The organism is Vibrio sp. Vb0888, from assembly GCF_033338835.1.
Taxonomy (GTDB): Bacteria; Pseudomonadota; Gammaproteobacteria; order Enterobacterales; family Vibrionaceae; genus Vibrio; species Vibrio alginolyticus.
Window position 1 is genome coordinate 67720 of sequence record NZ_JAWOTL010000016.1, and the last position, 14010, is coordinate 81729.

At 46.4% G+C, this 14010-nt stretch carries 13 protein-coding genes; 7 read left to right on the forward strand and 6 right to left on the reverse strand.

From position 1 onward, the window contains the following. Positions 1-139 precede the first annotated feature (139 nt). Together glyS and glyQ are read right to left on the reverse strand one after the other, a co-directional pair. On the reverse strand, positions 140-2206 hold the full coding sequence (gene glyS / locus R7P72_RS19110) for a glycine--tRNA ligase subunit beta (RefSeq protein ID WP_005378875.1): 2067 nt from the start codon (positions 2204-2206) through the stop codon (positions 140-142). Positions 2207-2219: 13 nt separating this feature from the next. After that, complete coding sequence (gene glyQ / locus R7P72_RS19115; RefSeq protein ID WP_005378876.1) at positions 2220-3137, reverse strand: glycine--tRNA ligase subunit alpha; 918 nt, start codon at positions 3135-3137, stop codon at positions 2220-2222. A 484-nt stretch (positions 3138-3621) separates the two neighbouring features. Between glyQ and R7P72_RS19120 the strand changes: the two genes are divergently transcribed. Then, a complete protein-coding gene (locus R7P72_RS19120; protein WP_005378877.1) occupies positions 3622-4176 on the forward strand; it encodes a TMEM165/GDT1 family protein in 555 nt (184 codons plus the stop codon). Between the two features lie 160 nt (positions 4177-4336). After that, the gene (locus R7P72_RS19125; protein ID WP_005378878.1) at positions 4337-4597 is read left to right on the forward strand and encodes a hypothetical protein; all 261 of its coding nucleotides are present in this window, start codon (positions 4337-4339) and stop codon (positions 4595-4597) included. A 44-nt stretch (positions 4598-4641) separates the two neighbouring features. Here R7P72_RS19125 and tusA read toward each other — a convergent pair whose 3' ends face one another. Next, a complete protein-coding gene (tusA, locus tag R7P72_RS19130; protein ID WP_005378879.1) occupies positions 4642-4890 on the reverse strand; it encodes a sulfurtransferase TusA in 249 nt (82 codons plus the stop codon). Positions 4891-5023: 133 nt separating this feature from the next. Between tusA and R7P72_RS19135 the strand changes: the two genes are divergently transcribed. Together R7P72_RS19135 and R7P72_RS19140 are read left to right on the forward strand one after the other, a co-directional pair. Continuing rightward, positions 5024-5206 (forward strand): hypothetical protein, encoded by a 183-nt coding sequence (locus tag R7P72_RS19135; RefSeq protein WP_005378880.1) that lies wholly within the window; start codon positions 5024-5026, stop codon positions 5204-5206. A gap of 168 nt (positions 5207-5374) precedes the next feature. Continuing rightward, positions 5375-6319 (forward strand): LysR family transcriptional regulator, encoded by a 945-nt coding sequence (locus tag R7P72_RS19140; protein ID WP_005378881.1) that lies wholly within the window; start codon positions 5375-5377, stop codon positions 6317-6319. A 52-nt stretch (positions 6320-6371) separates the two neighbouring features. On the opposite strand, the gene R7P72_RS19145 is transcribed toward R7P72_RS19140, so the two are convergent. The 3 genes from R7P72_RS19145 to fadB all read right to left on the reverse strand — a co-directional run bounded on the left by R7P72_RS19145 (position 6372) and on the right by fadB (position 10964). After that, positions 6372-7352: an MDR family oxidoreductase gene (locus R7P72_RS19145; protein ID WP_005378882.1), complete on the reverse strand. Its 981-nt coding sequence runs from the start codon at positions 7350-7352 to the stop codon at positions 6372-6374. A 250-nt stretch (positions 7353-7602) separates the two neighbouring features. Beyond that, positions 7603-8778 (reverse strand): acetyl-CoA C-acyltransferase FadA, encoded by a 1176-nt coding sequence (gene fadA, locus R7P72_RS19150; RefSeq protein ID WP_005378883.1) that lies wholly within the window; start codon positions 8776-8778, stop codon positions 7603-7605. A 14-nt stretch (positions 8779-8792) separates the two neighbouring features. Then, positions 8793-10964 carry a fatty acid oxidation complex subunit alpha FadB gene (fadB, locus tag R7P72_RS19155; protein WP_213907436.1) on the reverse strand — a complete coding sequence of 724 codons (2172 nt, stop codon included), beginning with the start codon at positions 10962-10964 and terminating at the stop codon, positions 8793-8795. A 261-nt stretch (positions 10965-11225) separates the two neighbouring features. Between fadB and R7P72_RS19160 the strand changes: the two genes are divergently transcribed. Genes R7P72_RS19160 through hemG form a run of 3 tightly spaced genes read left to right on the forward strand, consistent with a single transcriptional unit; the run spans position 11226 to position 13890 of the window. Further along, positions 11226-11849 (forward strand): YigZ family protein, encoded by a 624-nt coding sequence (locus tag R7P72_RS19160; protein ID WP_005378891.1) that lies wholly within the window; start codon positions 11226-11228, stop codon positions 11847-11849. A gap of 46 nt (positions 11850-11895) precedes the next feature. Next, the gene (locus R7P72_RS19165; RefSeq protein WP_005378893.1) at positions 11896-13353 is read left to right on the forward strand and encodes a TrkH family potassium uptake protein; all 1458 of its coding nucleotides are present in this window, start codon (positions 11896-11898) and stop codon (positions 13351-13353) included. A 9-nt stretch (positions 13354-13362) separates the two neighbouring features. Then, positions 13363-13890 carry a menaquinone-dependent protoporphyrinogen IX dehydrogenase gene (gene hemG / locus R7P72_RS19170; RefSeq protein WP_005378894.1) on the forward strand — a complete coding sequence of 176 codons (528 nt, stop codon included), beginning with the start codon at positions 13363-13365 and terminating at the stop codon, positions 13888-13890. Positions 13891-14010: the final 120 nt, after the last annotated feature.

Sequence of the window (14010 nt, forward strand, 5' to 3'; positions counted from 1 at the left end):
AACGCGTCTCACCCTACAAATTTTCGCCTTGTTCACAAAATGAATAATAAGCGTCACCTTCATCGGTTTGAAGGCAACAAAAAAGGGAAGCATCTGCTTCCCTTTTAGTTATTTCTTAATCACTTTGAAGAGTAATGAATTACTTTTGAAGCAAAGAAATGTCTGCGATCTGTAGGAACAGGTTACGCAGGTTGTTCAGTAGTGTCAGACGGTTCTTCTTAAGTGCTTCGTCGTCTGCCATTACCATTACGTTATCAAAGAACGCATCAACTGGTTCACGTAGGTCTGCTAGCTTGCTTAGGGCTTCTTGGTAGTTACCTGTAGCAAATGCTGGCTCTAGCGCTTCTGTCATTACTTCAACGCTTTCTGCTAGTGCTTTCTCTGCGTCTTCTTGTAGAAGTGCTAGGTCGATGTCTGCTGCTAGTTCGCCGTCGAATTTCGCTAGGATGTTACCTACGCGTTTGTTCGCTGCTGCTAGAGACTCTGCTGCTTCTAGTTCACGGAAGTGAGAAACCGCTTTAACTCGTTGGTCGAAGTCTGCTGGTTTCGTCGGACGACGAGCTAGAACCGCTTGAATGATGTCTACGCTGAAGCCTTCGTCTTGGTACCAAGCACGGAAACGACCAAGCATGAACTCGATAACGTCTTGTTCAACGTTGTCATTGGTTAGGCGGTCGCCAAACAGTGACTTCGCTTTCGCTACTAGGTCAACAAGATCTAGGTTGTAGCCGTATTCAACGATGATACGTAGTACACCTAGAGATGCGCGGCGTAGTGCGAATGGATCGCTGCCTTTAGGCGCTTGACCAATACCGAAGATACCTACGATAGTGTCTAGCTTGTCTGCCATTGCAACTGCAGTTGAAACACCGTTTGATGGCAGTTCATCACCTGCGAAACGAGGCATGTATTGCTCGTTCAGTGCTACTGCAACTTCTTCTGCTTCACCGTCGTGGCGAGCATAGTGCATACCCATAACACCTTGAGTATCCGTGAATTCGAATACCATTGAGGTCATTAGGTCACATTTTGCTAGTAGACCAGCACGCTTTGATTTCTCAACGTCAGCACCGATTTGCTCAGCAATGTAGCCAGCAAGCTCTGTGATGCGGTCTGTTTTGTCTTTGATCGTACCCAGTTGCTTTTGGAAGATCGCTTGCTCTAGTTCAGGCAGACGGTCGATAAGCGGACGCTTACGGTCTGTGTTGAAGAAGAATTCTGCGTCAGCAAGACGAGGGCGAACTACTTTCTCGTTACCTTCGATTACGTAACGAGGTTCTTTTGATTCGATGTTCGATACGAAGATGAAGTTAGGTAGTAGCTTCTTGTTTTCGTCGTAAACAGGGAAGTATTTTTGGTCACCTTTCATGGTGTAAACCAACGCTTCAGAAGGCACTTTTAGGAACTCTTCTTCGAACTTCGCTGTTAGTACTACTGGCCATTCAACCAGAGACGTTACTTCTTCTACTAGGTCATCTTCTAGGTCAGCGATACCGCCAACCGCTGCTGCCGCTTTTTGTGCGTCAGCTAGGATGATTGCTTTACGCGCTTCGTAATCTGCCATTACTTTACCGCGCTCTTCTAGGATCGCAGGGTATTGCTCAGCAGAATCGATAGTGAACTCTTGCTCACCCATGAAGCGGTGACCACGGATAGTGCGGTCAGAAGCAACACCAAGGATCTCGCCTTCGATTAGGTCGCTGCCCATTAGCATGGTTAGCGTCTTAACTGGACGGATGAACTGAGTTGTTTTGTTACCCCAGCGCATTGGTTTTGCGATAGGTAGGTTTGCTAGTGCTTTCGCTGCAAGTTCAACGACGATCTCAGACGTTGGCTGACCTTTCACTTCTTGTTTGAACAGTAGCCATTCACCTTTGTCTGTAACCATGCGTTCTGCTTGGTCAACAGTGATGCCACAACCGCGTGCCCAACCTTGAGCCGCTTTTGTTGGGTTGCCTTCCGCGTCAAACGCTGCAGAAACCGCAGGACCACGCTTTTCAACAACTTTGTCAGACTGGCTGTCTGCTAGTGCTGCTACTTTAAGTGCAAGACGACGAGGTGCCGCGAACCATTTCACGCCTTCATGAGCAAGCTCAGCGCCTTTTAGTTCTGCTTCGAAGTTTGCTGCGAATGCTTCAGCTAGAGTGCGAAGTTGCGTTGGTGGTAGCTCTTCTGTACCTAGCTCGATTAGAAATTCTTTTGCCATGTTACTCTACCCCTTACGCTTGTTCTTTCTTACACATTGGGAAGCCAAGAGCTTCACGCGATGCGTAGTATGCTTCTGCAACTGCTTTTGTCAGGTTGCGGATGCGTAGGATGTAACGTTGGCGTTCAGTTACTGAGATCGCTTTACGCGCATCTAGTAGGTTGAATGCGTGGCCAGCTTTTAGAATGCGTTCGTAAGCAGGCAGTGGCAGTGGCTTTTCAAGCTCAAGTAGTTCTTTACACTCTTTTTCACACTGTTCGAAGAAACCAAATAGGAATTCAACGTCTGCGTGCTCGAAGTTGTAAGTTGATTGCTCTACTTCGTTTTGGTGGAAGATGTCACCGTAAGTAACGATGCTACCGTCTGGTGCGATGTTCCAAACTAGGTCGTAAACAGAGTCTACTTCTTGGATGTACATTGCTAGACGTTCGATACCGTAAGTGATTTCACCAGTTACTGGCTTGCACTCAAGACCGCCAACTTGCTGGAAGTAAGTAAACTGGGTCACTTCCATGCCGTTTAGCCAAACTTCCCAGCCCAGACCCCATGCGCCTAGTGTTGGGTTTTCCCAGTTGTCTTCTACGAAACGGATGTCGTGTACAAGAGGGTCAATACCAAGAACTTCAAGGGAGCCAAGGTACAACTCTTGAATATTGTCAGGCGATGGTTTTAGCGCTACTTGGAATTGGTAGTAGTGCTGAAGACGGTTAGGGTTTTCACCGTAACGGCCATCAGTAGGACGACGTGAAGGTTGTACGTAAGCTGTCGACATTGGCTCTGGGCCAAGCGCTCGTAGACAGGTCATTGGGTGAGAGGTACCCGCACCCACTTCCATATCTAGCGGTTGAACAATGGTACAACCATTTTGAGCCCAATAATCCTGCAGCGCGAGGATCATTCCCTGGAAGGTTTTGATATCGTATTTTTGCATAAGTCAGGTTCGCGCGATTCTCTTGTTACTCGTTAATTCGTCATCTATGCCGAGTTTTTCAACTCTAACAACGGCGATAAAGAGTAATTACGGTTGAATAAATTAACAATCTAGTATAACCAGATATTGAGCATGGGAGTAGAGCTAATCTTGATTAATTCGTGGGCGATTTTCTCCTTTAATGAATTTTTACCGCGTTATCTGCTGTATTTTTCCTAAAAGGGAGTTTTTGCCTGCTTTGGCTCTTGAGAAGCGCAACAAAGGTGGCTAGAATTGCGCCTGTCTTTGGGGAGTAGCTTACCTGATGAAGTTTCTGTTTCATCTGGTTCGTCCGTCAACACCATTGGTGCAAAATCACCATGGCGTTCGAGACTTGAAGCCTTTCAAGTTTAGCAAGACCTTAGACAAATCATCACGAACCGGGGTAGGGGCGTGAGGTTTGTCTTCGGTTAAAAATAATAATCCCTGCCCCAATGAGCATGTCGTGAGCGTTTTAGCTATTTCAATTACTACTGTAGCGTTAGCAGAAATTGGCGATAAGACCCAATTGCTATCTCTATTACTCGCAAGTCGTTACCGAAAACCAATCCCAATTATTGCAGCAATCTTTTTGGCAACTATTGCCAACCACGCTTTGGCTGCATGGTTAGGTGTGGTTGTCGCAGACTATCTATCACCTGAGATTTTAAAGTGGGTGCTGGTGGTCAGTTTTGTCGCGATGGCGGCTTGGGTTCTGATCCCGGACAAACTGGATGATGACGAACAGATTTCTAATCGAGGCCCATTTATTGCCAGCTTTATCGCGTTCTTCGTTGCGGAGATAGGCGATAAAACTCAGATCGCCACTTCCATCTTAGGGGCGCAATACGCGGATGCGTTAAGTTTGGTGATTATCGGTACCACAATCGGTATGCTGCTGGCGAATGTTCCTGTGGTCCTGATTGGTAAATTGTCGGCCGACAAGATGCCTTTAGGGCTGATCCGTAAAATCACCGCATTTTTGTTTATTGCTCTGGCAATAGGGGCTGCACTGTTCTGATTTTTTGCACGTGAAATGATTTGAGTTATCAATCATTAGTGGCGTGCTGCGCGAGTTCAAACTCTGACTCTAAATCGTTCCGTTGCGTGACGGATGACATATAAGTGTCATACTTGTCATGGTAGTTTAATGGTGTGAATGATAGCGAGAGGGCAAGTTTATGCTTACACGTTACATGGGGATGTCCCCGAAGAGTCAGAGTTATTTATTCACTTTTGGTTTAGCGCTGTGTTTACTAGCGATGGTGCTAACTGATATGTGGTTACCGATTGTAGCAGGATCGTTCGTTCTTACTGGATTGACAGTAGAAGCGTGGATTCGTGTCGCTCACATCATTCCTATGCATGAAGAGATGCGGGCAATGAAGAAACAACTTAACAAGCTCCAATCAGAAGTTCGCACACTCGAATACGATGAATAAACAAACGGCAGCCAATATTGGCTGCCGTTTTTAGTTCGACCAGATTATTCCAATCCTTTCTTGATCAGGTACTGATACGGAACTTGCTCCGTTTGTGCCGCAACTAATTGGTGGTCCATAAAGCGGCAGAAACTCGGAATGTCTCGAGTTGTGGATGGATCGTCTGCTTTGACCAGCAAAATCTCACCATCTTGCATGTTGCGAATTGTCTTCCTGACCATCATCACTGGCTCTGGGCAGCGCAGTCCTTCCGCCTCTAATGTCTTGTTTGCCAGTTCAGGATTAAAGCTCATAGTGTGATTCTCGTAACTAACTGAGCGTTGAATTTTACTTTCGTTGAAAAAATATTCAATAACCACTTGGCAAACCGAATTTTTTGTTTTACCTTAAATTAACAATTTGGTAACAACTGGCAAGGGAGAGGCAATGTTAACAGCGTTAGACAGACTTACGATTTACTCAGTGCTGTGTTTTATCTCGTTTTGTGCATTGGTACTCAGGACGCCAGCTGACACCTCTTTGACGCCTCTAGTAGGCATGGTTGCAACGATTATTGGGATTTGGATCGAGATGCGCAGATGGTCTGGCGCATCTGAGCAAGAAAATTAGCGCTTCTTGCTTGGATCAGAATGCTTTTAATAACGCTCACCTATTTTTTACCGACACTTCATTCCGACACTATCCCCATTTTTCTTGGGCTTCCCCGCTGAAAGGCGGGATTTTTTTTGCCTAAAGAGTACAATTTACCCAAACACATACAAAATAAGTGGCTAATTCGTGGAACTGGAAGACATCTATCGCCGAGATTTAAATTTACTGGTTGCGTTGCGAGTACTGATAGAAGAAAACAGTGTCAGTAAGGCGGCAACACGTCTGAACTTGAGTCAATCGGCAATGAGTCGTGTGCTTGGTCGTCTACGTGACTTGTTGGGAGACCCGCTGTTTACTCGTCAGGGACAGCATTTGATCCCAACTCAGAAAGCGTTAGAGATCGATCGCTCATTGGGCGAGCCATTAGAGTCTTTACGTCAGTTGTTATCTCCGGTTGAGTTTGACCCATTGCAATGCGTACAGACTTTCAACATCGTGACCACCGACTATGCCATGCAAACGATCTTACCGTTCGCTTTGCCGAGAATTTACCAAGAAGCGCCAAACGTGTCTTTCAACTTCTTACCACTGCAACACGACCGTTTATCAGATCAGCTCACTTATGAAGGTGCAGACTTAGCGATTTGTCGTCCGACTGGCCCGGTGGAGCCTCTACGCAGTGAAGTGTTGGGGCGAGTGGGGGTGCTGTGTATGCTTTCAAAACAGCATCCATTAGCGGATAAAGAAATGAGCTTGGATGATTATCTGAGTCATCCACATGCCATGATCGCCATCAGTGATGGTGTTAAGGCACTGATCGAACAAGCTTTGATGGAGAAACCTAAGCGTAAAATGGTTCTGCGGGCGTACCATTTAGAAGCCGCATTGGCGATCATGGATACCTTGCCAATTATCATCACAGTGCCAGCGGACTTGGCGTATCTGGTTGCCGAGCGTTATGACTTGGTGGTGAAACCGTTACCATTCCAATTCACGCCGTTTGAATACTCGATGATTTGGCATGCGCGTTGCGAGCATTCTCCCGCTCAAGAATGGTTAAGAACGATTGTGCGTGAAGAGTGTAGCCGTCTGATAGCTAAACGTATCGAAGATATGGGACTGAACTGCTAACAAAAAAGAGCCAGCAATGCCGGCTCTTCGTCTGTTTACACTGAGTCAGTGTTTATAGCTTGATAACCACACGACCCGTTACTTGACCGTTGGTGATGTCTTCTGCATATTTCGGTGCTTCAGCAAGAGCAACTTCAGTACACGCTTGCTCGAAGTAGCTGTCTGGTAGTAGCTCGACCAGCTTTTCCCATGCTGCGATACGTTTCTCTGTTGGGCACATTACTGAGTCCACACCTTGTAGGCGAACATTACGTAGGATGAACGGCATCACTGTGGTTGGTAGATCAAAACCACCTGCAAGACCACAAGCTGCAACTGCACTGTTGTAATCCATTTGCGCCAATACTTTAGCCAGTACTTTGCTGCCTACAGTATCAACCGCACCTGCCCATACTTGCTTTTCAAGTGGACGTGCTGGTTCTTCAAATTCAGTACGGTCGATGATGCGGCTAGCACCTAGTTTTTCAAGTAGCGGGCCATTTTTTTCTACACGACCTGTCACTGCAGCAACTTTGTAGCCAAGCTGTGCTAGAAGCGTTACTGCGACTGAGCCTACACCGCCACTTGCGCCAGTTACAAGGATTTCACCATTTTCAGGTTTGATGCCTGCATCAAGCAGTGCTTGAACACATAGCATGCCTGTGAAACCAGCAGTACCAACCATCATTGCTTTCTTGCTGTCTAGACCTTTTGGTAGTGGTACTAGCCAATCTGCTTTTAGACGAGCACGCTGAGACATACCACCCCAGTGGTTTTCACCCACGCCCCAACCAGTAAGGACAACTTTGTCACCAGCTTGGTAGCGGTCGTCTTCTGAGCTTACTACCGTACCTGCTAGGTCAATACCTGGCACCATCGGGAAGTTACGGATGATTTTACCTTTACCTGTGATCGCAAGACCGTCTTTGTAGTTTAACGATGAGTAATCAACGTCAATCAGAACGTCGCCTTCAGGCAGTTGTGTTTCATCGATTTGCTCGATGTTAGCGATAGTACGTTTGTCTTCTTGATTTAGAACTAGAGCATTAAACATAAGGTTCTCCGATTGTGCGGTAGCATGACTCTGGGTCACATGCAGCAAGATATCAACTGGTCTAAGTGTATGTCTTCTTTGTCTATGAATAAAATGAAACTTGAGCATTTAATGTATGCTCTTCATGCATGTTTGATGTAAAACAAAGGGCGACATCAATTGTCGCCCTTAAGTGTAATACTAAAAATTTTAGTACTAGTTTATTTGCTTATGATTGTTGGCTCGATAACTACAACAACGTTTTGAACTGTTATGGTCGTTCAAATACTGTCGCAATGCCCTGACCCAAACCGATACACATGGTGGCCAGACCGTATTTCGCGTCTTTCGCTTCCATTAGGTTGATCAACGTTGTTGAGATACGTGAACCAGAACAGCCTAGTGGATGACCCAATGCTATCGCACCACCGTTAAGGTTGACCTTCTCATCCATAACATCAAGTAGGCCTAAGTCTTTAGCACACGGCAGAGACTGCGCGGCAAATGCTTCGTTTAGCTCAACCACATCCATGTCTTCAATTGAAAGACCGGCACGCTTGAGCGCTTTTTTCGTCGCAGGTACAGGACCGTAACCCATAATAGAAGGATCGCAGCCCGCAATGGCCATGCCTTTAATACGTGCACGAATCTTCAAACCAAGCTCATTGGCTTTCTCTTCACTCATGATCAACATCGCTGATGCACCATCGGACAGCGCCGATGAAGTACCGGCTGTTACTGTACCGTTTGCAGGGTCGAACACTGGGCGAAGTTGAGATAGACCTTCAACGGATGTTTCAGGGCGAATCACTTCGTCGTAATCCAGAGTGAACAGTGTGCCGTCTGCTGCGTGGCCTTCAATTGGTAGAATTTCGTTTTTAAAACGACCCTCTACGGTTGCTGCGTGCGCACGAGCGTGAGAGCGAGCGGCAAACTCGTCTTGTTGCTCACGGCTAATACCATGTAATTTACCAAGCATTTCAGCCGTTAAGCCCATCATGCCCGCAGCTTTTGCTACGTTCTTTGACATACCTGGGTGAAAGTCTACACCGTGGTTCATTGGCACATGACCCATGTGCTCAACACCACCAATTAGGCAGATTTCAGCATCGCCAGTCATGATGGCACGTGTACCATCGTGAAGCGCTTGCATTGATGAGCCACACAAGCGGTTCACCGTCACGGCGCCAATTTCAATCGGCAGACCAGCAAGCAGCGCCGCATTACGTGCAACGTTAAAGCCTTGCTCTAGTGTTTGCTGTACACAGCCCCAGTAGATGTCTTCAATCTCGCTTGGGTTCACTTGTGGGTTACGCGCAAGAATGCCTGTCATTAGGCGCGCAGATAGATCTTCTGCTCGTGTATGACGGAAAGCACCACCTTTAGAGCGACCCATTGGAGTACGTAGACAATCGACTACGACAACATTTCTTGTTTGATTAGTCATTTTAGAATCCCTCCTTAGATAGAACCTTGCTGTTGTGCACCGTAAAAGCTTTCACCTTTCGCCGCCATATCAATCAGCATTTGCGGTACTTGGTACATCGCACCTAGCTCGGCGTGTTGTTTTGCCATTTCAACGTATTCAGCAATACCCACGCTGTCTAGATAGCGGAATACGCCACCGCGGAATGGAGGGAAACCAAGACCATAAACCAATGCCATATCTGCTTCCTGCGGAGTGGCGATGATGCCTTCTTGTAGGCACAGCACCACTTCGTTGATCATTGGAATCATCATACGTTGAATGATGGTCTGATCGTCAAAGTCCTGCTTATCGGCACAAACGTCAGCAAGTACCGGTAAGATCGCTTCGGAGAAGGCTTTCTTCGGCTTACCTTTTTTATCTATGGTGTAGCTGTAGAAGCCATTACCATTTTTCTGACCATATTTGTCTGCTTCGAACAGTGCATCAATCGCATCACGACCTTGTTTACCCATACGCTCAGGGAAACCGTCAGCCATCACAGCTTGTGCGTGGTGCGCGGTATCAATGCCGACTACGTCAAGCAAGTACGCCGGTCCCATCGGCCAGCCAAACTTACGCTCCATTACTTTGTCGATTTTCGTAAAGTCAGCACCATCACGAAGTAGCATGCTGAAGCCGCCAAAGTATGGGAACAATACGCGGTTAACGAAGAACCCTGGGCAGTCATTAACGACAATTGGTGATTTGCCCATTTTCGCAGCATACGCCACAACACGATTGATGGTTTCATCAGAGGTGTGCTCACCACGGATGATCTCAACAAGAGGCATACGATGCACTGGGTTGAAGAAGTGCATACCACAGAAGTTTTCTGGGCGTTTTAGTGATTTTGCCAATAGGTTGATAGGAATCGTCGAGGTGTTTGAGGTGATAACGGTGTCGTCACCGACATGGGACTCAACTTCACTCAAAACTGCTGCTTTTACTTTCGGGTTTTCAACGACAGCTTCAACAATCACATCAGAGTTTTCAATACCTGCGTAATGTAGGCTCGGTGTGATTGACGCTAAAATACCCGCCATCTTAAAGCCATCAATACGACCGCGAGATAAGCGTTTATTCAGCAGCTTAGATGCTTCAGTCATGCCTAGGTCGAGCGACGCTTGCGCGATGTCTTTCATTAAGACTGGCACACCTTTTAGCGCTGATTGGTAAGCAATGCCGCCACCCATGATACCTGCACCTAATACGGCTGCACGTTGCGTGTCTTTACTTGCTGACTTCGCTGCTTTTTTCGCAATGCCTTTGATGTATTGATCATTAAGGAATAGGCCAACGAGTGATTTTGCTTCTTCCGATTTAGCCAGTTTCACGAAGTGCTTACGTTCAATGTCTAACGCTTCATTACGTGCAAAGCGAGCACCTTCTTCAATCGTGATAACGGCTGTCATTGGGGCAGGGTAGTGAGGACCTGCTTTTTGTGCCACCAGCCCCTTCGCCATGGTGAAGCTCATCATTGATTCAAGCTTACTCAGCGTTAGCGGAGATGTTTTCTGTGCTCGGCGTGCTTGCCAGTCAAGTTTCTCGTTAATTGCAGAGTTAAGAGTTTGTAGTGCTGATTCGTATAAAGCATCAGTCTCTACAACAGCATCGAGTAAGCCAATTTTCAATGCTTCATCAGCTCGGCATGCTTTACCTTGGGTGATGATTTCCATTGCGCTGTCTGTGCCAATAACGCGAGGTAAGCGTACACAACCACCAAAGCCCGGCATGATTCCCAGTTTCGTTTCTGGTAGGCCGATGCTGGTGGTTTTGTCACCAATACGCATGTCTGTTGCTAGCACACATTCACAACCGCCACCAAGAGCGTGGCCTTTGATCACTGAGATGGTCGGAACGGGTAAGTCTTCTAATTTGTTAAAGATGCTATTAGCAAATTGCAGCCATTGGTCGAGCTCGGCATCCGTTTTAGCAAACAGACCTAAAAACTCGGTAATGTCTGCGCCTACAATGAATGCGTCTTTATCTGAAGTGAGCAACAACCCCTTGAGGCCTTGATGGGCAATGAGCGCATCAAGAGCTTTATCTAGCGATTCTAATGTCGCTAGGTCGAGTTTGTTGACGGATTTTGGAGAGCAGAAGCTTAGCTCTGCAATACCATCTTGTATTTCCTTTACCTGTAGGGTTTCGGCTTGGTAAATCATTGTCTATCTCCATGACATACAATCGTGGATTGTCTGTATACCTATTTCAACGACGCCGTGTACCTCGGCAAATAGGTATCGAGGAAGTCGTTTTATTTTTGTTCTGGTTTGACCAGTAAAGTTAGTTTGGATCGTGGATTGTTTAATTTCAATACATTTTTTAAACAAGTGTTTAACATTGTGCGCTGTGGCAGATCTTATGCGACGGGTAAATCACACTCGTGATAGACTTCAGGCAAATAGACATGAATCCATAATCCTATGAATGACAAGCCTTATCTGATTCCAGCAGAGCCCGCTCAATTTGAAGAAGAAATTAAAAAGAGCGTCTTCATTACTTATTTGGCACACACGCCAAGTATCGAAGCAGCAAAAGCATTTGTTGATCAAATCAAAGCTAAACACGCTGATGCCAGACATAACTGTTGGGGCTTTGTTGCTGGTCGCCCGGAAGATTCAATGAAATGGGGCTTTAGTGATGATGGGGAGCCGTCCGGAACAGCAGGCAAACCAATCCTGGCGCAGCTGTCTGGATCTGGGGTGGGGGAGATCACGGCTGTGGTCACGCGATACTCTGGTGGAATCAAGTTAGGTACAGGCGGCTTGGTTAAAGCGTATGGGGGTGGGGTTCAACAAGCGCTCAAGCTGCTTCAAACTATTGAGAAAAAAATAACCACAAAGCTCAGACTAACGTTAGACTATGGGTTTATGCCTATCGCACAATCAATCATGCCGCAATTTGGCGCGATAGAAGTCGAGGCTGAATACAGCGATCAGGTCGTATTAGTGGTGGAAATTGAGCTTCGAGAAGTGAGCGCGTTTACCCAAGCAATCATCAATAAAAGCGGGGCAAAGGCAATTGTCACTCCGCTAGACGGACAATAATGAAAAACAGGAAGCAACAGGGACAGCTTCGCTAGTCAATTTATCCATGCAATTTCGTTCAATTATTCGAATCGTCGGGCTACTGCTCGCACTCTTTAGTGTCACTATGCTTGCGCCAGCACTCGTTGCGCTGATCTATCGAGATGGTGCTGGTGTGCCTTTTGTCACGACATTTTTTGTTCTGCTGTTTTGTGGGGCCGTTTGTTGGTACCCAAACCGCAGGTATAAGCACGAGCTTAAAGCTCGAGATGGCTTTCTTATTGTCGTCTTATTCTGGACAGTACTTGGCAGTGCAGGCTCGATCCCCTTTCTCATTGCTGACAACCCGAACGTCTCAGTGACAGATGCGTTTTTTGAATCGTTTTCTGCTCTCACTACGACCGGGGCGACCGTTATTGTTGGTTTGGATGAGTTACCTAAAGCGATTCTATTCTATCGACAGTTACTGCAGTGGTTCGGCGGTATGGGAATCATCGTATTAGCGGTGGCGATTTTGCCAGTACTTGGCATCGGTGGTATGCAGCTTTACCGCGCCGAGATCCCTGGTCCAGTCAAGGACACTAAAGTGACGCCGCGCATAGCAGAAACTGCTAAGGCGCTTTGGTACATCTATTTGAGCCTGACTATCGCCTGTGCTTCGGCTTTTTGGTTAGCTGGTATGACGCCATTTGACGCCATCAGTCACAGCTTTTCCACCATTGCTATCGGTGGCTTCTCTACCCACGATGCCAGCATCGGATACTTTGATAGTTACGCGATTAACCTGATTACGGTGGTTTTTCTGCTTATATCTGCATGTAATTACACACTGCACTTTGCTGCATTTGCATCAGGTGGCGTACATCCCAAGTATTACTGGAAAGATCCTGAGTTTCGTGCCTTCTTGTTTATTCAAGTGCTGCTATTTATCATTTGCTTTCTATTATTACTGAAACATCACTCTTACACATCGACATACGATGCTTTCGATCAGGCTCTGTTCCAAACCGTATCAATATCCACAACAGCGGGCTTTACGACAACAGGTTTTGCGGATTGGCCGCTCTTCTTACCTGTGCTGTTATTGTTCTCTTCCTTTATAGGTGGTTGTGCTGGTTCAACAGGCGGCGGCATGAAAGTGATCCGTATCCTGCTTCTTACCTTACAAGGTGCGCGTGAACTAAAACGTTTAGTCCATCCACGCGCGGTTTACACCATCAAAGTAGGTGGCAGTGCCCTACCGCAACGTGTTGTCGATGCGGTTTGGGGCTTCTTCTCCGCATACGCATTGGTATTTGTGGTTTGTATGTTGGGGTTGATTGCAACAGGAATGGATGAGCTCAGTGCGTTCTCGGCGGTGGCTGCGACTCTGAACAACCTCGGTCCTGGCTTGGGAGAAGTAGCGCTGCACTTTGGTGATGTTAACGACAAAGCAAAATGGGTATTGATAGTTTCTATGCTGTTTGGTCGTTTGGAAATCTTTACCTTACTTATTCTACTTACGCCGACGTTTTGGCGTAGCTAAGGGGAAATCGTGGCAAAAGCATTATTTCTATACTCTTCCCGCGAAGGGCAGACTAAAAAAATTCTCCACTATATAGATGAACAACTTCCAGATTTCGATTGTGAGCTGGTGGATTTACATAATGTTGAGACGATTGACTTCAGCCAATACGACAGAGTATTGATAGGCGCCTCTATTCGCTATGGCCATCTTAATAAAAAGCTATACCAGTTTATTGAGCGAAACCTCAATCAATTGGAGCAAAATAAAGTGGCATTTTTCTGCGTAAACTTAACCGCTCGTAAAGAGGACCAAGGAAAGGATACACCTGAAGGTAGTGCCTACATTCGCAAGTTCCTAATTAAGTCCCCTTGGAAACCAACGCTAATCGGTGTTTTTGCTGGTGCACTTTATTACCCACGTTATAGCTGGTTCGACAGAACTATGATTAGGTTCATTATGTCGATGACGGGTGGCGAAACCGATACGACCAAAGAGGTGGAGTACACCAATTGGGAAAAAGTGGCTCTTTTCGCAGATAAATTTAGAGAACTGTAGAAATAACGTGCTCTTTTGACCGCTTTTGATGCAAATTTATCCGAACGATAAAAAAATCAAAAAAAACGAGAAAAAGGGCTTGCCAATGTGATCGCAATCTCTATAATGCCACCTCGCTGA